Consider the following 21,092-nt stretch of genomic DNA (forward strand, 5'->3'; position numbering starts at 1 on the left):
GCGCCGTGCGACGTCATCCAGAGAAACAGGCCCGGAAGGGGTCCGCAATGACCCCTTTTACTAGTTGTGGCCGCATGTGGGGGGAGGGTTGGTGGTGTGTGCCGACCCTCGATGCGCAGGTCAGTGGGCACTTCTGCATGTGCATGGCGTCCGAATTGCCCGACTAGGGTCGTTAGTAGGTGATCCGGGTCATGTGGGGCGGTTCACCGGTCAACGGCTGTCGAATGTGACCGCGGTCTCGAACGCCGCCCGCCGCGTGGCTCTCCGTAGTGCCCTCAGTACCGCCGGGCCGAGCGTGAGGGTCAGGACGACGGTGACGAGCGCCCGGCCCAGGTCCCAGCCCAACGACGTCGCCGTGCAGTACGCGACGAACCGCGCCAGATTCGACGTGACCGTCCCGTCCGGGTCGAAGGAGACGCGGGAGGCCAGCGTGCCCATGAAGGGCCACCCGGCCATGTTCATCGCCGTCCCGTAGGCGAACGCGGCCAGGAAGCCGTAGACGGCGAGGAGCGCGAGTTCGGCACGGCCGCGCAGACGGTCCGGGCCGGGCAGCAGGCCCGCGCCCATTGTGAACCAGCCCATCGACAGCATCTGGAACGGCATCCACGGACCCACCCCGCCCGTGAGCAGCGCGGACGCGAACATCGTGAGGGAGCCGAGGACGAAGCCGAAGCCGGGGCCCAGAACCCGGCCGCTGAGCACCATCAGGAAGAACATCGGCTCGATGCCGGCCGTGCCCGCACCGATCGGGCGCAGGGCCGCGCCCGTCGCCGCCAGCACGCCCAGCATCGCGACCGCCTTCGCGCCGAGCCCCGACTCGGAGATCGTCGCCGCCACCACCGCGACCAGCAGTACCAGCAGACCCGCGAAGAGCCAGGGCGCGTCCTGGGAGTGGGCGTTCAGGGTGGAGGCGGGAGGAGCCAGGAAGGGCCAGGTGAACGCCACCACTCCCACCGCGCTGACGAGCACGAGGGAAGCCACGGAACGGGGGCCCAGGCGGACCGCCCGAGCTTGCCGGGTCACCGCAGCGCCTCCCTCACCTGCGCGACCGTCAGCCACTCCTGCGGCGCCAGGATCTTCGTCACCTGCGGGGCGAAGGACGGGGAGGAGACGACCACCTCGGCGGTCGGGCCGTCCGCGATCACCTCGCCCTCGGCCAGCAGGACCATCCGATGGGCCAGCTCGGCGGCCAGTTCCACGTCGTGCGTGGCCAGCACGATCGCGTGCCCGGCGGCGGCCAGCTCGCGCAGCACGGCGACCAGGCGGGCCTTCGCCGCGTAGTCCAGGCCACGGGTCGGCTCGTCGAGGAGGAGCAGGGGCGGGCGCGCGGTCAGGACGACCGCCAGTGCGAGGGCGAGGCGCTGGCCCTCGGACAGGTCGCGGGGGTGGGTGTCGTCGGTGATGCCGGGGAGCAGCTCGCAGACCAGGGCACGGCAGGTGCCGGGGGCGGCCTGCGCGTCCCGGTCGGCTGCCGCGCACTCGGCGGCGACCGTGTCGGCGTAGAGAAGGTCACGGGGTTCCTGCGGGACCAGGCCGACGTGGCGCACCAGGTCGCGGGGCGGGGTGCGGTGGGGGACCGCCCCGCCCACGCGGACGGTCCCGGCGGACGGTTCGACCAGGCCTACGAGCGTGTTGAGCAGCGTGGACTTTCCGGCGCCGTTGCGGCCCATGAGGGCGACGGTCTCGCCGGGGGCGACGGTGAGGTCGATACGGCGCAGGGCCTGGACGTGGGCGCGGCGGACGGCCAGGGCGTGGGTCTCGGCGGGAGGCGGGGGAGTGGCGGCCGGTTGCGAGGAGGCGCCTGTACGCCCGCGCTCACGCCCGCGCCCGCGCTCACGCCCGAGCCCCCGCCCGAGCCCGCGCTCACGCCCGCGTCCGAAGGGGAGCCATCGGGAGAGGGGGGCGGGAGGACGGGGTGCGGGGAGCGGAGGCGCGGTGTCCGCCGGGAACGGGCCGGGTGCCGCGTCCGCCGTCTCCGTCCGCCGCTCGCGCTTCCCCGTCGGCTTCTCCGTCAGCCGTTCGCGAAGATCCGCCGCCCGGCGGCGCGCGTCCCGGACCGTCAGCGGCAGGGGGGACCAGCCCGCCAGGCGGCCCAGGTCCACCACCGGCGGGTACACCGGGGACACGGCCATGATGTCGGCCGGAGTGCCGAGCACCGGGGCCGCGCCGGGGGCGGGCAGGAGGGCGACCTGGTCGGCGTACTGCAGGACGCGTTCCAGGCGGTGCTCCGCCAGCAGCACCGTCGTACCGAGGTCGTGGACGAGGCGGAGGAGGACGGCGAGGACCTCCTCGGCGGCGGCCGGGTCGAGCGCGGAGGTCGGTTCGTCCAGGACGAGGACGCCGGGGTGCGGGGTGAGGACCGAGCCGATCGCGACGCGCTGCTGCTGGCCGCCGGAGAGGGTGGCGAGGGGGCGGTCGCGCAGGGCGGCCAGGCCGAGGAGGTCGAGGGTCTCCTCCACGCGGCGGCGCATCACGGCCGGGGGCAGGCCCAACGACTCCATGCCGTAGGCGAGTTCCTCCTCGACCGTGTCGGTCACGAAGTGGGAGAGGGGATCCTGGCCCACCGTGCCCACGACATCGGCGAGTTCGCGTGGCTTGTGGGTGCGCGTGTCGCGGCCGGCGACCGTGACGCGGCCGCGCAGGGTGCCGCCCGTGAAGTGCGGGACGAGACCGCCGACCGTGCCGAGGAGCGTCGACTTCCCCACGCCGGACGGGCCGGCGAGGAGGACGAGTTCCCCCTCGGGGATGGTGAAGTCCACGCCGCGGAGGGTGGGTTCGGCGGCGCCGTCGTAGGTCACCGACACGTTCTCGAAGCGGATCACGACGGGTCCTTGGGCTGGTTCCGGGGGTTGGGCGCCGGTGCGAGGAAGGCGGGGAGGAGACCGACGAGGATCGCCGCCGCCGGCCAGAGGGGGAGGGTGGGGGCCGTGAGGGGAACCACGGTGGGGTGCAGGGCCGTCGGGTCGGTGGAGGCGGCGAGGGCGAGGAGCGCGGCCACCGCGATGCCGGACGCGGCGACCAGGCGGGAGCGGGGCGTCCAGCGGGCGGGCCGGTAGCGGGTACGGGGGGAGCGGCGGCCGCCGAGGTGCAGTCCGGCGAGGGCGGCCGCGACTCCGGTGAGGAGGACCGGGAGGCCGTAGGCGCCGCCGGCCGCGGTGAGCAGGCCGTACGTTCCCGCGCAGACGCCGAGCAGGCCGCCGAGGGTGAGGGCGGCTGTCGTACGGCGGACGGGGGCCGGGACGTCGGCGGTACGGCCGTACCCGCGGGCGTCCATCGCCGCGGCGAGGGCGATGGAGCGTTCCAGGGCGCCTTCGAGGACGGGGAGGGCGACTTGGAGCAGGCCCCGCAGGCCGTTGTCCGGGCGGCCTCGCAGACGGCGGGCCGCGCGGAGGCGTTGGACGTCGGCGATGAGATACGGGGCGAAGGTGAGGGCCACGACGACGGCGACTCCGGCCTCGTACAGGGCGCCGGGGAGGGACTTCAGGAGGCGGGAGGGGCTGGCGAGGGCGTTCGCCGCGCCCACGCAGACCAGGAGCGTGGCCAGGCGGAGGCCGTCGTACAGCGCGAAGAGGACGCCCTCGGCGGTGACCCTTCCGCCGAGGCGGACGCCCTGGGCCCAGGCGGGGAGCGGGACTTCGGGGAGGGTGAGGATCACGTGGGTGCCGGGGACGGGGGAGCCGAGGGCGATGACGAAGAGGAGACGGATGAGGACGACGGCGACGGCGAGGTGCAGGAAGGCGGAGTAGGAGCGGGACCAGGGGGTGTCGGGGCGGCAGGTGATGACGACGTAGGCGGAGGTGGTGAGGAGGAGGGCGAGGAGGAGGGGGTTGTCGGTGCGGGTCGCTGCCGTGCCGAGGGCCAGGGCCCAGAGCCACCAGGCACCTGGGTGCAGCGGTGCGGGGGGCTGGGGGGTGGGGGTGCTCACCGGCGCCGGCGGGGTGCCTCCTGCGCCCACCCTCCCCCACTCTCGGCTTCGCTCGCGCGGGGGGACCCCCAGCGCCCCAGCGGCACGACTCCCCGCAGGCCGCGTGGGCTGACGGCCCGCAGGCTGCGTTGCTCGGCGGCCCGCGGGGCGCGTGGGCTGACTGCCCGTGGGCTGAATGGCTTCGCCGCGCCTATCCATGCCCACGCCGCCGGGCCTGCCACACCGCCGCTGCGGCCAGTGCGGCGATCAGGGCGCCGCCCGCGTACACGCCCACCGACGGGCCGCCGTCGTCCCCCTTCTCGCTCGGCTTCTCCGTCGCCGTCGGGTTCTTGCCCGTGCTCACCTGGTCGCCGCAGCCCGTCTTCGGGTAGCCGGCTATCGCGCAGAGCAGGGCGTTGGTGTCGTAGCGGAGGGGCTTGGCCACCAGGGCCAGGGCCTCCGCGGTGGTCGCGTTCTCGGGGAGCTGGGCGCAGGCCGTGCGGGAGGCCGGTGGGGTTTCGCCCGAGGGAGCGTCCTCCCGGGTGCCGAAGTCGAGGACCAGAGCCACCCGCTTCTTGCCCTCCTGCGCGGGCGTCCTCGCGCAGATCCCCGCGAAGTCGGCCCCGCCGCGTGGCTGGGACGCGTCCTGGGAGTCCTCGCTGACGGCGAAACGGAAGCCCTGGACGGCGCCGTCGGCGGGGCGGGCCGTGGAGGGGCCCTCGGTGGCGTACAGCCAGCGGTCGCCGTCGTGCTCCCAGAAGGACCAGTAGCGGTAGCCGGTGGCCTGGGCCGGGCCGGGGCCGGCCAGGGCCAGGAGCAGCGCGGCGAGGACGAGGGCGGCGGCGCGGCGTATCACGGCTGCTGCTTCCTGCGGCCGCTGATCAGGAAGCCGATGCCGATGCCGGCGACGAGGAAGACGCCGATGGTCCACCAGGTGCCGTAACCGTCGTCGGAGTCGCCCTTGTCCGAGTCGTCGTCCGGCTTCTCCGTGGCCGTGTTCTCCGTCGCCTGCGGTGTCGGGCCCGTCGCGTTCAGGGCCGCGACCAGGTCCGTTCCGCCGAACGCGCGCGGGTCCGTGCCCGTCGCGTGGGCCGCGAAGATCAGCTGGGCGTAGGCGGCGGGACCGCTCTGCTTCGCCCAGGCGGCGGCGTTCTGCTCCAGCCACCGCAACGGCTTCCGCGCCCGCTCCGCGCCGCCCTGCGCGGCGAGCGCGACCACGGCGTCGGCGGTGTTGCCGTAGTCGGGCTGGTCGGTGGCGCCGGGGAGTACCGACTTCAGGTAACCGTCCTTGGCGACGGCCTGCGTCAGGTACGTGCCGGCGTTGGCGGCGGCCTGCCGCGGGTGGTCCGGGTCGGCGCAGGGCGCGGGGTCACTCTTCGCCCCCGCGCCGGGCGCCAGGCCCTCGCCGAGCGTGCCGAGGACACCCGCGGCCGTCGCGTCCGCGTTGGCCGCCAGCTTGCCCTGCTTGTCGGGCTGGTAGGCGAAGGCGCCCGCGCCCGCTCCGTCGCAGGGGAGGGCGAGCCTCAACAGCGCGTCGTAAGGGGACCGGCCGCCCTTGAGCACCTCGTCGGGCTTCTCCCCGACCGCGACCAGCGCGCCGACGACGACGGACGTCGAGTTCGTGTCGCTGGCGCCGCCGGGGGAGTACCCCCAGCCGCCGTCCGCGTTCTGTACGGACTTCAGCCATGTGACGGCCTTCTTCGCCTCGGCCTCGTGGCCGCCGAGGGCCGCGAGGGCCTGGACGGCGGCGGCCGTGCTGTTGGTGTCGACCATGAGCTTGGCGTCGCAGGCCTTGGCGGGGTCGGCGCGGAAGGCGGCGAAGGCGCCGCTCGCGCACTGCTGCCCGGTCAGCCAGTTCACGGCCTTCTCCGCCGGCTTCACGCCGACCGTGTCCTGGGCGAGCAGTGCGAGCGACTGGCGCCAGACGCCGTCGTACGTGGGGTCGGTGCTGCCGTACAGGCCGGAGGGAATCGCCACCGACGGAGACGGCGAAGGGGACGCGGCCACGGCGGGCGTGGCGGCGCCGATCACTGCGGTGGCGGCCAGGACAGCGGCGCTGCGGCGGACGTTCATGATCGGCGGGTGCCTCTCCCTGTCAGGGAGCCGGGCAGCACGGGACACCCCGGCGGCTCGGCTCCGTAAACCTCGACGGTGCCGTGCGACGGCGGGCTGCCGGCGCACGCGAGCCGGTCACGCTCCCGCCCGGGGCAGTCCGGCTCGCCGGCCCGAAGGACGGTTCACGGTTGCGGGTCAGCGCCGGAATTGCACCGGCTTCCCCCCGTACGGGTGTGATGACGACTCGGCCACTGTACTCGCCCGTAGGGAAAGCCCTGAGGGGTGCCGGTGTGGGCCCGGGTAGCTTGGGGCCATGACCACCACGGGGAGGGCGCCGGGCCGACTGCTCGGCTCGGGTCGCACGGCCGACGTGTACGAGATCGACGAGGCGTGGGTGTTGCGCCGCGACCGCGACGGGTGGGGCGACGCGGCCGCCGAGGGGGCGGTCATGGCGCACGTCCGGGCCCACGGCTACCCGGCGCCCGCCGTACGGCCCTCCGGCTCGCGCACCGACCTGGTGATGGAGCGGCTGGACGGGCCGACGATGCTCCAGGCGTTCGCGGCGGGCGCGCTGGGCGCCGAGGAGGCGGGCGCCACGATCGCCCGGCTGCTGCGCGCGCTGCACGCCGTCCCCGCCCGCACGTCCGGGCCCGGGGCCGCGGTCCTCCACCTCGACCTGCACCCCGAGAACGTGATCCTCACCTCCGACGGTCCCCGGGTCATCGACTGGGCCACCGCCGAGGAGGGCGAACCGGGCCTCGACTGGGGCATGTCGGCGGTGATCCTCGCCCAGGTCGCCGTCTCCGCCGAGCCGCTCGCCGCACCGGCCCGCGCGATGCTGACCGCCCTGCTCGCCGACCCGTTCGACCTCACCGAGGAGGGCCTGACGGAGGCGCTGCGGCGACGGGCGGCGAATCCGACGATGAGCGAAGGCGAGGTCGGACTCCTGGGGGCAGCCGGGGAGTTGGTCCGCTCGCTGGCGAACTAGACGCTCCCACTGGAGGTTTCCGGGTGGTCCGAAGGCTGCTGGAGGTGCGGTGTGGGGCCGCCGAAGGGCAGGAACAAGGTCCGGGTGTCCAGCAGCCATTCGCCCTCCGGGGAGCGGCGGAAGGTGTCTTCGTAGTGGCCGATCTGGACCGGGGGACCGGCCGGAACCATCCCGCCCTCGTGGCCGTCGACGCGGTAGGTCGTGAAGTACGAGGTCGCCACGGCGGTGTGCGGGGAGGTCACCTCGACGAGGACGTTCGACATCAGGCGGCGGGAGAGCCGGTCGGCGGGGCGGGCGCCGAAGTAGGCGCGCAGGGCGTCACGGCCTTTGACGAGTCGCTCGCCCGCCGGCCACTCCCAGGTGCCGTCCTGCGTGAACAGCTCGGCCACGGAGGAGGGGTCGCCGAGGTCGAGACGGTGGACGAAGTCGAGGACGAGGCGTTCGCAGGCGCGTTCGGCGAGGAGTTGCTCCAAGGGATTCATGGGTCCGTGATTACCAGGGGTCGCTCATGTCCCGCGAGCGGTCGACGCCGTCGGTTCACACCGCGACGTACGTCACCGGCTCGCTCCCCGCCACCGCCTCCGCGCGCCCCAGCTTCACCAGGCGCCGCAGATGTGCCTCGGCCTCCGAGACCGCGATGTTCCTGGACCCGTACGGGATCTGTTCCCAGGGCCGGTTCCACTCCATGCGCTCGGCGAGCTGCCAGGGGGTGAGGGGCTCGGCCAGCAGGCCCTGGAGGTCGGTGAGGCGGTCCTCGTGGTGGGTGAGCAACTCCCGTACCCGGGAGGGCGCGTCGGTGAAGGCGTGCTGGTGGGCGGGGAGGATCTCGGCGGGGGCGAGGCGGCCGACGCGTTCGAGGGAGTCGAGGTAGTCGCCGAGGGGGTCGGTGACAGTGGTGTCGTCGGGGTCCTCGTACAGGCCGATGTGCGGGGTGATCTCGGGGAGCAGGTGGTCGCCGGAGAACAGCCGTCCCCGACCGGGGAGCCGGGCCGGGTGCTCCTCCTCCAGGTGGAGGCAGACGTGGCCGGGTGTGTGGCCCGGGGTCCATATCGCGCGCAGGCGGCGGCCGGGCAGGTCGAGGAACTCGCCCGGGACGATCTCGCGGTCGGGGAGGGCGGGGGAGAGGCCGGGCAGGGTGCGCTGGGGGTCCGTCCCGCTCGGGCGAAGCCGAGAGTGGGGGAGGGCTGTGCGCAGGGGTGCCACGTGCTCCTCGGGGGCGCCGGCGGCCACCAGCTTGGCCGTCATGTACGTGTACCAGCGCTCGGGGCGGGTCGAACGGGTGCGCCGGACGATCGCGCCGTCCGCCGCGTGCAGCGCGATCCAGGCCCCGGACGCCTCCCGCACCCTGCCCGACAGGCCGTGGTGGTCGGGATGGTGATGGGTGACGACGACGCCGTACAGCTCGGTGACGGAGGTGCCGCAGGCGGTCAGTCCGGCGGTGAGGGTGTCCCAGGCGGTGGGATCGTCCCAGCCGGTGTCGACGAGGACCGGGCCCCGGTCGGTGTCGACGACGTACACGAGCGTGTGTCCGAGGGGGTTGTCCGGGATGGGGACGCGGATCGAGCGCACGCCTCCACCGTGGTCGTACGTCGTCGGGGTCACGGGATCCCCGCCCAGGCTGCTTGTCATCTGCCCTCCGTCCCACGGCCGTTGCCCACTATAACCAGAACTGACGGACTGTCAGACAGGGCCGGGAGGGAGCCCGCGAGACCATCTCCGGCCAGGCGTGAGCGGTCTTCGCCGGCGGAATTGCCGCGCCCGGGACAGGGAGACGCTGTGACGGCGCCCCGAACGCCGGGCATTTCAAAAGCCCTGGAGAACACCTGCGCGCAAGCTCGCCGTGGGGGCGGCCATGGTGTGCGGCGTCAGCCTCGCCGGGGTGGGGACTGCCCAGGCCGATGGCTACCACGGTGAGAACCGTCACCGCGACGAGGGTCAGACGGTCGTGTACCACATCGAGTACAACTGCTATGTGGGCGAGTCGGTGAACACCACGACGCCGAGCGAGGGCACGGCGGGTGTATTCGCTGTTGCCGCTGAGACTGCCAGCGCCGCGGCGTCCGCGGTGGGCTTCGTGGAGCCGCAAGGCGTCAACTCGAACGCGAACATCTGCTCACCCGGAACCTCCACGAACTTCGTGGAGAAGAACGGCGACTGAAACCCTCACGGTTTTACGCCCCTGGCATCTGAACTCCCAAGGAGACCGCCCTTCGGGTGGGCGTTGCTCGGACACCCACTCCCCTCGGAGCTCCCACGCGCGGCGGCTCGGGGAACAACGGCCCACGGACCGCCCCCCCCGGTGGCACGACTGGCCCCCACCAGCGCTAAACCCGCTGGTGGGGGCCTGCTTTGTGGCAAGCCTGGCTTAGTTCGACCGGAACTGGTATCAGTTTCTGAAACACCGTCAGAAACGGGATTCCCGCAGGCCCTCTCGGAGAGGCGGTCGTCATGACCGAGCTCGTGGAACACGGACAGCTGTTCATCGGCGGGGAGTTGACCGACCCCCTGGGCAAGGACGTCATCGAGGTCGTCTCGCCGCACACCGAGGAGGTCATCGGACGCGTCCCGCACGCCTCGCCCGCGGACGTGGACCGGGCGGTCGCGGCGGCACGGCAGGCCTTCGACGAGGGGCCCTGGCCCCGGCTGGCCCTCGACGAGCGGATCGCCGTCGTCACCCGCATCAAGGACGGCATCGCCGCCCGCCACGAGGAGATCGCCCGCGTGATCTCCTCCGAGAACGGCTCCCCGTACTCCTGGAGCGTCCTCGCGCAGGCCCTCGGCGCGATGATGGTCTGGGACGCGGCGATCACGGTCGCCCGCGACTTCCGGTACGAGGAGCGGCGCGACGGCGTGCTCGGCAGGATCCTCGTACGGCGGGAGCCGGTCGGTGTGGTCGCGGCCGTCGTCCCCTGGAACGTCCCCCAGTTCGTGGCCGCCGCCAAGCTCGCGCCCGCGCTGCTCACCGGCTGCACGGTCGTGCTCAAGCCGTCGCCCGAGTCGCCCCTGGACGCCTACCTGCTGGCGGAGATCGCGCGGGACGCGGGCCTGCCGGAGGGCGTGCTGTCGATCCTCCCGGCGGACCGCGAGGTGAGCGAGTACCTGGTCGGGCACCCCGGAGTCGACAAGGTCTCCTTCACCGGATCGGTGGCGGCCGGCAAACGCGTGATGGAGGTCGCCGCCCGCAACCTCACCCGCGTCACCCTGGAGCTCGGCGGCAAGTCGGCGGCGGTCGTCCTGCCCGACGCGGAGGTGGAGGCGGCGGTGGCCGGGATCGTCCCGGCGGCCTGGATGAACAACGGCCAGGCCTGCGTCGCCCAGACCCGCATCCTGGTCCCGCGCTCCCGCTACGACGAGTTCGCGGACGCCTTCGCGGCGGCGGCGAGCGCCCTGGTCGTCGGTGACCCGCTCGACCCGGCGACCCAGGTCGGCCCGCTGGTCGCCAGGCGCCAGCAGCAGCGCAACCTCGACTACATCCGCATCGGCCAGGAGGAGGGCGCGAAGATCCTCACCGGCGGCGGGCGCCCGCCGGGCCTGGACCGGGGCTGGTACGTGGAGCCGACCCTCTTCGGCGACGTCGACAACTCCATGCGGATCGCGCGGGAGGAGATCTTCGGCCCGGTGATCTGCCTGCTCCCCTACGGCGACGAGTCCGAGGCCCTGAAGATCGCCAACGACTCCGACTACGGGCTGAGCGGCAGCGTGTGGACGGCGGACGTCGAGCACGGCATCGAGGTCGCCCGCCAGGTCCGTACCGGCACCTACTCGGTCAACACCTTCAGCCTCGACATGCTCGGCCCGTTCGGCGGCTACAAGAACTCCGGGCTGGGGCGGGAGTTCGGTCCCGAGGGGTACGGCGAGTACCTGGAGCACAAGATGATCCATCTGCCGGCGGGCTGGGAGGGCTGAGCCGATGGGGGCACGTCCCGCGCAGGGGGGTCCCGCTCCAGCGAAGCCGGGAGTGGCGGGGGAGCCGGGCGCGGGGGCGGGGGATCGCTGGCACGTCGAGGTCGACCGCTCCCTGTGCATCGGCTCCGCCCAGTGCCTCCACCACGCTCCGGACGGCTTCCGCCTGGACGCGGCCCGCCAGTCCCGTCCGGTGGACCCGGACCCGGACGCGAACGAGCGGGTGCTGGAGGCGGCGGAGAGCTGTCCGGTGGAGGCGATCACGATCACGCTGAGGGAGAGCGGGGAGGCGGTTTTCCCGCCGGAAGAGTAAAAAATCCCCTTTGGGGGGTTCCCTCTGCTGTGATGCGTTTTATTCTGTTATTGGCCTACGGGACGAGTGAGGGAGTTCGACCGGAGTAGCCGACTCTGGCGAGACGCTTCGGCATCCGCTGGGGCCGACGTCGACGGTCGGGCTGAGAGGCCGGAAGGCAGTAGTCGGGCCGGAAGGCGACCTCCACTACCTGATCCGGGTAATGCCGGCGCAGGGAACCCGTCTCGTAGGTCCTTTCTGTGCGCGGTGGTCCTTGTCTGTATGTGGTCCCGCCCGTGCCCGGCCCCTTCTGTACGCGCCTGCGCGTGTCGGGGTCACGAGTGCCGGGGGCCGCCCGGATCCGTCACGTCGATCAAGCGGCACACCGTCTCGATGTCGATCCGCACCTGGGCGATGGAGGCGCGGCCCGAGAGCCAGGTGATCAGGGCCGAGTGCCAGGTGTGCTCGATGACGCGGACCGCCGAGAGCTGTTCGGGGGTGGGCTCGGCGAGGCCCATCGCGTCGAGGATGATCGCCGTCGTCTGGCGGGAGACCTGGTCGACCTCGGGGGAGACGCTGCGGTCGGCGAAGGTGAGGGCGCGGACCATCGCGTCGGCGAGGTGCGGCTCGCGCTGCAGGGCGCGGAAGGCGCGCATCAGGGTCTCGGCGACCCGCTCGGCCGGGGTCTCGCCCGCCGGGGGCTTCTTGCGCAGCGTGCCGTGCATGTGCTCCAGCTGGTCCTGCATCGTGGCGACCAGCAGGTGGACCTTGGAGGGGAAGTAGCGGTAGAGGGTGCCCAGGGCGACCTGCGAGGACTCGGCGACCTCCCGCATCTGCACCGCGTCGAAACCACCCCGGCTCGCCAGTTGCGCGCTCGCGTGCAGAATGCGGCGGCGGCGGGCCTCCTGCCGCTCCGTGAGGGGCGAGGACGGGGGTCCCCCCGCTCGGGCGGAGCCGGAAGTGGGGGAGGGGTGCTGGGTACTGGCTTCCGCAGGCATGGTCCGGGTCCCGTTCCGTGACAGTCGGTGAGGGCTTGCGATCACACTGCAGAACAGGGTGTCCGGTCGTGGTGTGAATCACCTGATCCACTGCTCACAGGGTCCCTACCTGCCGGTAGATTCAGAGCCTCCCGAACGATCAAGTCTGAAACTTGTTCTAGATTAGCGTCCCGTCGTAGTCTCGCGGGACAGTGCAGGCAGAAGGGGGCCCGGAGTGACCGCTGAGGCCAGTCAGGCGGGGCCCGGTCAGGACCTCGCCGCGGACGGCGGGCGACCGCTCGACATCGCGCTCCTCACCTACAAGGGAAACCCGTTCTGCGGCGGCCAGGGCGTCTACGTCCGCCATCTCTCGCGCGAACTCGTCCGCCTCGGCCATCGGGTCGAGGTCATCGGCTCCCAGCCGTACCCGGTGCTCGACGTCCTCGGTGACGGCCACGGCGACCGCCTCTCCCTCACCGAACTGCCCAGCCTCGACCTCTACCGTCAGCCGGACCCCTTCCGCACCCCGAAGCGCGACGAGTACCGCGACTGGATCGACGCGCTGGAAGTCGCGACGATGTGGACCGGCGGCTTCCCCGAGCCGCTCACCTTCTCGCTGCGCGCCCGCCGCCATCTGCGCGCCCGGCGCGGCGAGTTCGACGTCGTCCACGACAACCAGACGCTCGGCTACGGACTGTTGGGGGACGTCGGCGCGCCGCTCGTCACCACCATCCACCACCCCATCACCGTCGACCGGCAGTTGGAGCTCGACGCGGCCCAGGGCCGGCAGCGCCGCTACTCCGTGCGCCGCTGGTACGCGTTCACCCGTATGCAGAAGCGGGTCGCGCGCCGGCTGCCGTCCGTGCTCACCGTCTCCGGCACCTCCCGCCAGGAGATCGTCGACCACCTCGGTGTCCGCGAGGACCGTATCCACGTCGTCCACATCGGCGCCGACACCGACCTGTTCGCCCCCGACCCGTCGGTGCCCGTCATACCCGGCCGGATCGTGACGACGTCCAGCGCCGACGTGCCGCTCAAGGGCCTGGTCTTCCTCGTCGAGGCGCTGGCCAAGGTCCGCACCGAGCACCCCGGCGCCCACCTCGTCGTCGTCGGCAAGCGGCCGGAGGAGGGGCCCGTCGCGCAGGCGATCGAGCGCTACGGCCTCGAGGGCGCCGTCGAGTTCGTCAAGGGCATCTCCGACGCCGAACTGGTCGACCTCGTCCGCTCGGCGGAGGTCGCCTGCGTGCCGTCCCTGTACGAGGGCTTCTCCCTGCCGGCCGCCGAGGCCATGGCGACCGGGACGCCGCTCGTCGCCACCACCGGCGGGGCGATCCCCGAGGTCGCCGGGCGCGACGGCGAGACCTGCCTGGCGGTCCCGCCGGGGGACGCGGGGGCGCTGGCCGCCGGGCTGAGCCGGCTGCTCGGCGACCCGGACCTGCGGGCCCGCCTCGGCGCGGCCGGACGCGAGCGGGTGCTGGAGCGGTTCACCTGGGCGCGGGCCGCAGAGGGGACCGTGGCCCGCTACCGCGAGGCCATCGAGCGCGCCGGGGGCGCCAAGGGCGGACGGCCACGCCCCGCCGGGCCTCCGGCCACCCCCCGGACGACCCCCTCTCCCGTTGTTGACGTTGAATCCGATCGCGAAAGCAGGGCCACGTGCTGACCGTCGACTTCTCCCGGTTCCCGCTCGCCCCGGGCGACCGAGTCCTGGATCTCGGCTGCGGGGCCGGCCGGCACGCCTTCGAGTGTTACCGGCGTGGCGCGCAGGTCGTGGCGCTGGACCAGAACGGTGAGGAGATCCGCGAGGTCGCCAAGTGGTTCGCGGCGATGAAGGAGGCGGGCGAGGCCCCCGAGGGCGCCACCGCGACCGCCATGGAGGGCGACGCCCTCGCGCTGCCCTTCCCCGACGAGTCCTTCGACGTCGTCATCATCTCCGAGGTGATGGAGCACATCCCCGACGACAAGGGCGTCCTCGCCGAGATGGTGCGCGTGCTCAAGCCGGGTGGCCGGATCGCCATCACCGTCCCGCGCTACGGCCCCGAGAAGGTCTGCTGGGCCCTGTCCGACGCCTACCACGAGGTCGAGGGCGGCCACATCCGCATCTACAAGGCGGACGAACTCCTCGCCAGGATCCGCGAGGCGGGGCTGAAGCCGTACGGCACCCATCACGCCCACGCGCTGCACTCGCCGTACTGGTGGCTGAAGTGCGCGTTCGGCGTCGACAACGACAAGGCGCTGCCGGTGCGGGCGTACCACAAGCTGCTGGTCTGGGACATCATGAAGAAGCCGCTGGCCACCCGGGTCGCCGAGCAGGCGCTCAACCCGCTGATCGGCAAGAGCTTCGTGGCGTACGCGACCAAGCCGCACCTGCCGCGTCTCGCCGGGACGGAAGCCGAGAAGACCGGGGCGGACGCCAAGTGACCACCCCCCGGACAGAACACCTCGTCCTGCCCGGGGTCCTCACCGCCGAGCAGGCCGCCGCGACCGTCCGCGGCATCCTCGCCGTACAGCGGGAGGACGGCGCGATCCCGTGGTTCCGTGGGCACCACCTCGACCCCTGGGACCACACCGAGGCCGCGATGGCCCTCGACGCGGCGGGCGAGCACGAGGCCGCCGAGCGGGCGTACGAGTGGCTCGCCCGGCACCAGAACGAGGACGGCTCCTGGTACGCGGCCTACCAGGACGGGGACTTCGCCGACGTCACCGACCGAGGCCGCGAGACGAACTTCGTCGCCTACGTCGCCGTGGGGGTGTGGCACCACTACCTGTCCACCGGCGACGACACGTTCCTGGACCGCATGTGGCCGACCGTGTACGCGGCGATCGAGTACGTGCTGCGGCTCCAGCAGTCGGGCGGGCAGATCGGCTGGCGCCGCGACGACGACGGCACCCCCACGGCCGACGCGCTGCTGACCGGCTCCTCGTCGATCCACCACGCGCTGCGGTGCGCGCTGGCGATCGCCGAGCAGCGGGAGGAGGCGCAGCCGGACTGGGAGTTGGCGGCGGGCGCCCTGCGGCACGCGATCCGCCGGCACCCGGAGCGGTTCCTGGACAAGGGGCGCTACTCGATGGACTGGTACTACCCGGTCCTGGGCGGGGCGTTGACCGGGGTGGAGGCCAAGTCGCGGATCGAGGCGGACTGGGAGCGGTTCGTCGTACCGGGGCTGGGCGTGCGGTGTGTCGTGCCCAACCCGTGGGTGACGGGGGGCGAGTCGGCCGAACTCGCCCTGGCCCTGTGGGCGATGGGCGAGTCCGACCGGGCCCTGGAGATCCTGCAGTCCATCCAGCACCTGCGGGACGCGGAGTCGGGGCTGTACTGGACCGGGTTCGTCTTCGAGGACGAGGCGATCTGGCCCCGGGAGCTGACCACGTGGACCGCGGGGTCCTTGCTGCTGGCGGTCGCCGCGCTGGGTGGCCATGAGGCCACCTGCACGGTGTTCGGGGGCGAGCAACTGCCGACGGGGCTGGACCCGGACTGTTGCGGGTAGCCTCCGGCGGGCGGGGGCGCCTGAGAGCCCGGTTGGTTCTGCCAGGTGGCGGGTGCGGGTTCAGTGTGGCTGGTCGCGCAGTTCCCCGCGCCCCTGAAGGGGCGCTGCGGCGCCCCCTCTCAGTGGCGGTGGACCCTGTTCGCTATCGCGTGGCCCACGAACAGGTACACCACCGCTGCCAGGCCGTAGCCCGCGACCACCCTCGCCCAGGCCTCGTCGAAGGTGAACAGGTCGTGCGACCAGCCCGCCAGCCAGCGGGCCACGTCGTGCACGAACTGCACGAACTCGTTGCCGCGGTTGGCGCCCAGCAGGTACATGAGGATCCACAGGCCCAGGATGAGGGCCATCACGTCGGCCACGACGGCGATGACCGTACCGGCCTGATTCGCACCGTTGCGATATCGAGCTGACATACTGTTCGGCTTGCCGTTCGATACGGGATGAAACCCCGCCCGGTTTCCGATGCTTCCGTTTCCCCCGCGTCGGGGTGGACTTGACCCTTCCGGGGCCTGCGCCGCGGGTCGGCCCGCGTCTCCTATGCGTTGAGTTCGGCCAGCACCCGCAGCGTGTGCGGGTCCGGTGCCACCACCAGCAGGTCCGTCACCGGGCCCTTGCGCCACAGCTCCAGCCGCTCGGCGATCCGCTCCCGCGGCCCGACCAGGGAGATCTCGTCGGCGAAGGCGTCCGGGACGGCCAGTACGGCCTCCTCCCGGCGCCCGGCCAGGAACAGCTCCTGGATCCGCCGGGCCTCCTCCTCGTACCCCATGCGCGCCATCAGGTCGGCGTGGAAGTTGCGCCGGGCGTGGCCCATGCCGCCGATGTAGAAGCCGAGCATGGCCTTGACGGACAGCAGTCCCTCGGAGACGTCGTCGCAGACCGTGGCCCGGGCCATCGGCGCGACCCGGAAGCCCTCCGGCAGCCCCGCCACCGCCGGACCGTACGCCTCCGGCCGGCTCGGCGACCAGTACAGCGGCAGCCAGCCGTCGGCGATCCGCACCGTCTGCGCCACGTTCTTCGGCCCCTCCGCGCCCAGCAGCACCGGCAGATCGGCGCGCAGCGGATGCGTGATCGGCTTCAGCGGCTTCCCGAGCCCCGTCGCGTCCGGGCCCCGGTAGGGGTGGGCGTGGAACCGCCCGTCCACCTCCACCGGCCCCTCCCGCCGCAGCACCTGCCGTACGACGTCGACGTACTCGCGGGTCGCGGTCAGCGGCGAGCTCGGGAACGGGCGCCCGTACCAGCCCTCGACGACCTGCGGCCCCGACAGGCCGAGGCCCAGTGTCATCCGCCCGCCGGAGAGATGGTCCAGGGTCAGCGCGTGCATCGCGGTCGTGGTCGGCGAGCGCGCCGCCATCTGCGCAACGGCCGTGCCCAGCCTGATCCTCGACGTCCGCGCGGCGATCCAGGTCAGCGGGGTGAAGGCGTCCGACCCCCACGACTCGGCCGTCCACACGGAGTCGTAGCCGAGCCGTTCCGCCTCCCGCGCCAGCTCCACATGGCCGGGGGAGGGGCCGCGCCCCCAGTAGCCGAGCGCCAGTCCGAGCCGCATACCAGCCTCCTGACGGTACGTCAGATCCGGGAGGCGACTGTACGACAGCGGCCCCCCGCCCGGAAGGGCGAGGGGCCGTGCAGTGCTGAGGAGCGGGCCCCGAACGGGCCCGGAACGCGGCCGGGGTCAGCCGCGCTGAATGCCGGACGTGTCCCGCAGGACACCGCGCCGGCCGTCCTGGGTCTGCGCGACGAGACCCTGCGCGCCCTGCTCGACGGCCAGGTACCAGGTGCCCGGCGCCAGTTCGGCGATCGGCGTCGGCGCGCCGTCCTCCGCGTACAGCGGGCGCGGCACCGGCACCGCGAACCAGAACGGCGAGAAGTCCGCGGCCGGCGGCTGCGCCGGACCCGGCTGCGGCCCGCCGAACGGCTGCTGACCCGGCTGACCCGGCTGACCCGGCTGCGGACCGCCGTACGGCGACGGCTGCTGCGCGCCCGGGTAGCCGTAACCGGCGGGCGGCTGGGCGCCGTAGGGCTGCGGGGCCTGCGGCCTCGGCGCCGGGATCAGCGCGGCCTGCAGCGCCGGGACCAGCGGGGTGGCGACGGCGCCCGCGGCCAGCAGCAGAGCGCCGATGAGGCCGAGGATGAGGCCGGTGCCGGCGCCGATGTCCGCGCCGTCGAAGGCGTCGGTGAACGCGCCCAGCGGGTCGATGATCGTCCAGAACGCGGTCCACGCGGCGACGATCGTCAGCGCGACCCCGAGCTGACCGAGGTCCAGGCCGATGACCTTGCGCGGCTGCGGGAGCGCCCTGGCGACGACGATCAGGGCCGCCCCGATGATTCCGCCGACGTACATGCTCATCAGCAGCCCGAGGTTGTCCCAGGCGTTGGGGACGTCGTTGCCGGAGCCGTCGAACGTGTCCAGGAACGACGCGATGAACAGCAACACCGCTGCTCCGATCACCACGCCGTCGCCTCGAGTGAGGGAGCGGATATTCACTTCAGGTCCTTCGTCAGTCGTCTCGTCATCGATACACGCATCGGTAGAGGCGTCGCTGTCACCATGTCGCCGTCAGGCCCGGGTGTGAAGCGCGGGGGTGACCCCTCATCGTAGGGACGACACTATCGTCCGCACGATCGGGCTGTCCGCAGGGATCAGCGCGCTGATCACTACCCGCGCAGGAAACTCACGATTCCCTCAGAGATCCCTTGCGCCGCTTTCTGCCGCCAGGCACCACTGGTCAGCAGCGCCGCGTCCTTGCTATCGCGCATGTTGCCGCACTCGATGAACACCTTGGGAACCGTTGACAGATTGAGACCGCCCAGGTCCTTACGCGTGACGAGACCGCTGCCGTCGCCGATGTAGTTGGCGGGCGCGCTGCCCGTGACGCGACCGAAGTCGTCCGCGATCAGTTTCCCGAGGTCCCGCGAAGGGCCCACGACGGCACGGGTGTCGGCGGCGCCCGCGCGGACCGTGCCCGGCAGGATCACGTGGTAGCCGCGGTTGCCGGTCCCGGAGCCGTCGGCGTGGATCGACACGACCGCGTCGGCGTGCGCGGCGTTCCCGATCCGGGCCCGCTCGTCCACACAGGGGCCGTAGGGCCGGTCCCCGTCCTGGGTCAGCTTCACCGTAACCCCCTGCCGCTCCAACAGGGTGCGCAGCCGGTGCGCCACGTCCAGCGTGAACGCGGCCTCGCTGTAACCGGAGTTGGTGGACGTCCCCGTGGTGTCGCACTCCTTCCAGTTGGTGCCGATGTCCACCTTGCGGTTGATCTCGGCGGTGTGCTCGACGTTGGCCGGGTTGTGGCCCGGGTCGATGACGACGACCCGGCCCTCGAGGGAGCCGGCGCCGGCCGGGACGGAGGCCGTTCCGGACGGCGAGGCGGAGGCGCCGGGCTTCTCGCCGCCGCCACTGCCGGCGCCTGTACCGCCGGGGCCGCCCGAGGATGAGGTGCGGCTGCTCGACGCCGCCCCCGTCACCCGGTCCGGCCCGCCGTCCCCCGACCCGCCCAGCGCCTCGAAGGCCACCCACCCGAGCAGCGCGCCGGGCACCAGCGCGGCGAGCGCCACCACGAGGGGGCGGCGCAGCGGGGAGCGGCGGGGGTGCGGGGGATCGAGTTCCGGGCCTGCGTACGACACGCGTGCCACCCTAACGGGCCCGCCCCGAGCGGTCCGGGGGACGGTGGCCGCACGGACGGCGGCCGGCCTTCTTCCGGGGTGCTCCCAGCACGTCGGTCCTCCGGGTCACGCATCGGTCCTCCGGATCACCGGCCGAGGCCATGAGCGGTCAGGAAGGTTGCCTCACCTCGGGCAGGTTCCCGGCCGACGCGGGACCCGCCGTCGCCGGGGCCGTGCCGCGCGGCAGCCACGTCAGCATCAGCACCGCCCCCACGAGCAGCACCCCCGCCCCGGTACGGAACACCAGCGCGTAGCCCTCGGTCAGCGCCTGAGGCGTTCCGCGCCCGTTCGTGCGGGCCGCGGCGAGCGTCGACAGCACCGCGAGCCCCAGCGAACCGCCCATCGTGCGCGAGGTGTTGACCAGCCCGGACACCAGACCGGCCTCGCCCGGCGCGGTCCCCGAGGTGGCGATCGCGGCGAGCGGGGTCGACGACAGGCCCGCGCCCAGCATCATCAGCACGCCCGGCACCATGATCCCGGTGACATAGGCGCCGTGGGCGCTCAACGTCGACTGCCAGCCGTACCCGGCCGCCGCCACCAGCGCGCCCAGCGCGGCCGCGGCGCGGGCCCCGACCGCCCGCATGAGGCGGGGCGCGAGCTTGGAGCCGAGGACGATGGCCAGGGAGCTGGGCATCAGCGCGAGGCCGGCCTCCAGGGGGGTGTAGCCGAGCACGTTCTGCGCGTACAGCGTCATGAAGTACCACATGGAGAACATGGCCGAGCCGCACAGCAGCATCGCCACGTTCGCCGAGGACACCGCCCGCAGCCGCAGCAGCCCGAGCGGCATCAGCGGGGCCGCCGTCCGCGCCTCCACGACGCCGAAGAGCCCGATCAGCGCGACCCCGGCGGCCAGCGGCAGCAGCGTCGCGGGCGCGGTCCACCCGGCGGCCTCCGTCTGCGAGATGCCGTACGCCAGCGTGGCGAGCCCGGCCGTGACCAGCAGGGCGCCCGGCACATCGAGGCGCCGGCCGTCCCCGGCCCGGCTCTCGGGCATGCGGGCGAGGGCGCCGGCCAGGACGACCGCGCCGACCGGCACGTTGATCAGCAGCACCCAGCGCCACGACAGCAGATCCACCAGCACCCCGCCGACGAGCCCGCCCGCGGCACCGCCGCCCGCGCCCACCGCCGTCCACGTCGCGATCGCCCGGGCCCGCGCGGCGCCCTGCGGGACCGCGGCGGTGACGAGCGTCAGCGTCGACGGCGCCAGCACCGCCGCGCCCAGGCCCTGCACGGCCCGCGCGAGCAGCAGCTGTGCGTCGTCCCCGGCCAGCCCGCCGGCCAGCGAGGCCAGCGTGAACAGGGTGAGCCCGACGAGGAACATCCGCTTGCGCCCGTACAGGTCACCGGCCCGTCCGCCGAGCAGCATGAACCCGGCGAAGGCGATGGCGTACGCGTTCACCACCCACTGCAGGGCGGACGCGCTCATCCCCAGCTCGGCGCGCATCGACGGCAGCGCCACGTTGACGACGGACACGTCGAGGACGACCAGGAACTGGCCGGCGCAGGCGAGCGCGACGACGAGCCAGGCGGGGGAGGAGGGGGAGGAGGAGCGGCGGGAGGTACGGGTCGCTTCGGCCATGGACGTCATGGTGTCAACCGGCTTGCGTGCCTTCCATCGGAATTTCGGCCTACGACTCCGGTGGCCGTCCGCTGTCCGCACGCGTGGATCCCCCTCCTCAACAGGCGAATCGCTCTCGGTGTGACCCCTGCGTGTGTCCCTCTCGGCGTGTCCCCCTTCCGCATGAGACGGGCCCCTTCCCCAAGAGAAGGTCAAGGTTTCGTTAGGGTGCCAAAGCAACGGAATAGTTGCTCATGCATACAGGGT

General features: G+C 73.0%; 20 protein-coding genes. 7 read left to right on the top strand and 13 right to left on the bottom strand.

Annotation, left to right across the window (positions count from 1 at the left end; all coding sequences use genetic code 11):
* Nucleotides 1-210 precede the first annotated feature (210 nt).
* From ACPT94_RS04400 to ACPT94_RS04420, 5 genes are all read right to left on the bottom strand, one after another.
* Nucleotides 211-1,023 carry an ECF transporter S component gene (locus ACPT94_RS04400; RefSeq protein ID WP_425245150.1) on the bottom strand — a complete coding sequence of 271 codons (813 nt, stop codon included), beginning with the start codon at nucleotides 1,021-1,023 and terminating at the stop codon, nucleotides 211-213.
* Complete coding sequence (locus ACPT94_RS04405) at nucleotides 1,020-2,822, bottom strand: ABC transporter ATP-binding protein (protein WP_425245151.1); 1,803 nt, start codon at nucleotides 2,820-2,822, stop codon at nucleotides 1,020-1,022. Before ACPT94_RS04405 ends, ACPT94_RS04400 begins: the two co-directional genes overlap by 4 nt.
* A complete protein-coding gene (locus ACPT94_RS04410) occupies nucleotides 2,819-3,955 on the bottom strand; it encodes an energy-coupling factor transporter transmembrane component T (protein ID WP_425245152.1) in 1,137 nt (378 codons plus the stop codon). The genes ACPT94_RS04405 and ACPT94_RS04410 overlap by 4 nt, the downstream gene beginning before the upstream one ends.
* Before the next feature lie 160 nt (nucleotides 3,956-4,115).
* Nucleotides 4,116-4,760, bottom strand: a complete 645-nt coding sequence (locus ACPT94_RS04415) for an SCO2322 family protein (RefSeq protein ID WP_425245153.1) — start codon at nucleotides 4,758-4,760, stop codon at nucleotides 4,116-4,118.
* Complete coding sequence (locus tag ACPT94_RS04420; RefSeq protein WP_425245154.1) at nucleotides 4,757-5,977, bottom strand: SCO2321 family membrane protein; 1,221 nt, start codon at nucleotides 5,975-5,977, stop codon at nucleotides 4,757-4,759. Before ACPT94_RS04420 ends, ACPT94_RS04415 begins: the two co-directional genes overlap by 4 nt.
* A 295-nt stretch (nucleotides 5,978-6,272) precedes the next feature.
* On the opposite strand from ACPT94_RS04420, the gene ACPT94_RS04425 reads away from it, so the two are divergent.
* Nucleotides 6,273-6,947, top strand: coding sequence for a phosphotransferase (locus ACPT94_RS04425; protein ID WP_360351200.1), 675 nt, complete (start codon nucleotides 6,273-6,275; stop codon nucleotides 6,945-6,947).
* Here ACPT94_RS04425 and ACPT94_RS04430 read toward each other — a convergent pair.
* Both ACPT94_RS04430 and ACPT94_RS04435 read right to left on the bottom strand, forming a co-directional pair.
* On the bottom strand, nucleotides 6,944-7,429 hold the full coding sequence (locus tag ACPT94_RS04430) for a nuclear transport factor 2 family protein (protein WP_425245155.1): 486 nt from the start codon (nucleotides 7,427-7,429) through the stop codon (nucleotides 6,944-6,946). The genes ACPT94_RS04425 and ACPT94_RS04430 overlap by 4 nt on opposite strands.
* A gap of 55 nt (nucleotides 7,430-7,484) precedes the next feature.
* A complete protein-coding gene (locus ACPT94_RS04435; RefSeq protein WP_425245156.1) occupies nucleotides 7,485-8,576 on the bottom strand; it encodes a Strvi_7410 family MBL fold metallo-hydrolase in 1,092 nt (363 codons plus the stop codon).
* Nucleotides 8,577-8,826: 250 nt separating this feature from the next.
* Here ACPT94_RS04435 and ACPT94_RS04440 point away from each other — a divergent pair, with 250 nt between their 5' ends.
* From ACPT94_RS04440 to ACPT94_RS04450, 3 genes are all read left to right on the top strand, one after another.
* Entirely contained in the window at nucleotides 8,827-9,105 is a 279-nt protein-coding gene (locus tag ACPT94_RS04440) for a hypothetical protein (RefSeq protein ID WP_425245157.1), read from the top strand.
* A 290-nt stretch (nucleotides 9,106-9,395) separates the two neighbouring features.
* Nucleotides 9,396-10,853 (top strand): aldehyde dehydrogenase, encoded by a 1,458-nt coding sequence (locus ACPT94_RS04445; RefSeq protein WP_425245158.1) that lies wholly within the window; start codon nucleotides 9,396-9,398, stop codon nucleotides 10,851-10,853.
* Nucleotides 10,854-10,905: 52 nt separating this feature from the next.
* Nucleotides 10,906-11,163 (top strand): ferredoxin, encoded by a 258-nt coding sequence (locus ACPT94_RS04450; protein WP_425245159.1) that lies wholly within the window; start codon nucleotides 10,906-10,908, stop codon nucleotides 11,161-11,163.
* Nucleotides 11,164-11,477: 314 nt separating this feature from the next.
* Here the strand turns inward: ACPT94_RS04450 and ACPT94_RS04455 are convergent, their stop codons facing one another.
* Nucleotides 11,478-12,140 (bottom strand): TetR family transcriptional regulator, encoded by a 663-nt coding sequence (locus ACPT94_RS04455; protein ID WP_360351217.1) that lies wholly within the window; start codon nucleotides 12,138-12,140, stop codon nucleotides 11,478-11,480.
* 214 nt (nucleotides 12,141-12,354) lie between these two features.
* On the opposite strand from ACPT94_RS04455, the gene ACPT94_RS04460 reads away from it, so the two are divergent.
* From ACPT94_RS04460 to ACPT94_RS04470, 3 genes are read left to right on the top strand one after another with little or no spacing between them, the layout of a single operon-like run.
* Nucleotides 12,355-13,779: a glycosyltransferase family 4 protein gene (locus ACPT94_RS04460; protein ID WP_425245160.1), complete on the top strand. Its 1,425-nt coding sequence runs from the start codon at nucleotides 12,355-12,357 to the stop codon at nucleotides 13,777-13,779.
* Nucleotides 13,773-14,537 carry a class I SAM-dependent methyltransferase gene (locus ACPT94_RS04465; protein ID WP_360351223.1) on the top strand — a complete coding sequence of 255 codons (765 nt, stop codon included), beginning with the start codon at nucleotides 13,773-13,775 and terminating at the stop codon, nucleotides 14,535-14,537. Before ACPT94_RS04460 ends, ACPT94_RS04465 begins: the two co-directional genes overlap by 7 nt.
* Nucleotides 14,534-15,604 carry a prenyltransferase/squalene oxidase repeat-containing protein gene (locus ACPT94_RS04470; protein ID WP_425245161.1) on the top strand — a complete coding sequence of 357 codons (1,071 nt, stop codon included), beginning with the start codon at nucleotides 14,534-14,536 and terminating at the stop codon, nucleotides 15,602-15,604. Before ACPT94_RS04465 ends, ACPT94_RS04470 begins: the two co-directional genes overlap by 4 nt.
* A gap of 119 nt (nucleotides 15,605-15,723) precedes the next feature.
* Here the strand turns inward: ACPT94_RS04470 and ACPT94_RS04475 are convergent, their stop codons facing one another.
* The 5 genes from ACPT94_RS04475 to ACPT94_RS04495 all read right to left on the bottom strand — a co-directional run bounded on the left by ACPT94_RS04475 (nucleotide 15,724) and on the right by ACPT94_RS04495 (nucleotide 20,855).
* Nucleotides 15,724-16,017, bottom strand: a complete 294-nt coding sequence (locus ACPT94_RS04475) for a hypothetical protein (protein WP_360351229.1) — start codon at nucleotides 16,015-16,017, stop codon at nucleotides 15,724-15,726.
* A 122-nt stretch (nucleotides 16,018-16,139) separates the two neighbouring features.
* Entirely contained in the window at nucleotides 16,140-17,150 is a 1,011-nt protein-coding gene (locus ACPT94_RS04480; protein WP_360351232.1) for an LLM class F420-dependent oxidoreductase, read from the bottom strand.
* Between the two features lie 126 nt (nucleotides 17,151-17,276).
* A complete protein-coding gene (locus ACPT94_RS04485) occupies nucleotides 17,277-18,089 on the bottom strand; it encodes a hypothetical protein (protein WP_360351235.1) in 813 nt (270 codons plus the stop codon).
* Between the two features lie 170 nt (nucleotides 18,090-18,259).
* Nucleotides 18,260-19,228 (bottom strand): N-acetylmuramoyl-L-alanine amidase, encoded by a 969-nt coding sequence (locus ACPT94_RS04490; RefSeq protein WP_360351238.1) that lies wholly within the window; start codon nucleotides 19,226-19,228, stop codon nucleotides 18,260-18,262.
* Between the two features lie 148 nt (nucleotides 19,229-19,376).
* Nucleotides 19,377-20,855, bottom strand: coding sequence for a DHA2 family efflux MFS transporter permease subunit (locus tag ACPT94_RS04495; protein ID WP_360351241.1), 1,479 nt, complete (start codon nucleotides 20,853-20,855; stop codon nucleotides 19,377-19,379).
* Nucleotides 20,856-21,092: the final 237 nt, after the last annotated feature.

This window comes from Streptomyces aurantiaciflavus (assembly GCF_049808595.1).
Taxonomy (GTDB): Bacteria; Actinomycetota; Actinomycetes; order Streptomycetales; family Streptomycetaceae; genus Streptomyces.

What these genes read in the sequence shown, in the direction of transcription:
- ACPT94_RS04480 (WP_360351232.1), bottom strand. Translation starts at nt 17,150, where the DNA reads ATGCGGCTCGGACTGGCGCTCGGCTACTGGGGGCGCGGCCCCTCCCCC.
- ACPT94_RS04475 (WP_360351229.1), bottom strand. Translation starts at nt 16,017, where the DNA reads ATGTCAGCTCGATATCGCAACGGTGCGAATCAGGCCGGTACGGTCATC.
- ACPT94_RS04445 (WP_425245158.1), top strand. Translation starts at nt 9,396, where the DNA reads ATGACCGAGCTCGTGGAACACGGACAGCTGTTCATCGGCGGGGAGTTG.
- ACPT94_RS04420 (WP_425245154.1), bottom strand. Translation starts at nt 5,977, where the DNA reads ATGAACGTCCGCCGCAGCGCCGCTGTCCTGGCCGCCACCGCAGTGATC.
- ACPT94_RS04435 (WP_425245156.1), bottom strand. Translation starts at nt 8,576, where the DNA reads ATGACAAGCAGCCTGGGCGGGGATCCCGTGACCCCGACGACGTACGAC.
- ACPT94_RS04495 (WP_360351241.1), bottom strand. Translation starts at nt 20,855, where the DNA reads ATGACGTCCATGGCCGAAGCGACCCGTACCTCCCGCCGCTCCTCCTCC.
- ACPT94_RS04455 (WP_360351217.1), bottom strand. Translation starts at nt 12,140, where the DNA reads ATGCCTGCGGAAGCCAGTACCCAGCACCCCTCCCCCACTTCCGGCTCC.
- ACPT94_RS04425 (WP_360351200.1), top strand. Translation starts at nt 6,273, where the DNA reads ATGACCACCACGGGGAGGGCGCCGGGCCGACTGCTCGGCTCGGGTCGC.
- ACPT94_RS04430 (WP_425245155.1), bottom strand. Translation starts at nt 7,429, where the DNA reads ATGAATCCCTTGGAGCAACTCCTCGCCGAACGCGCCTGCGAACGCCTC.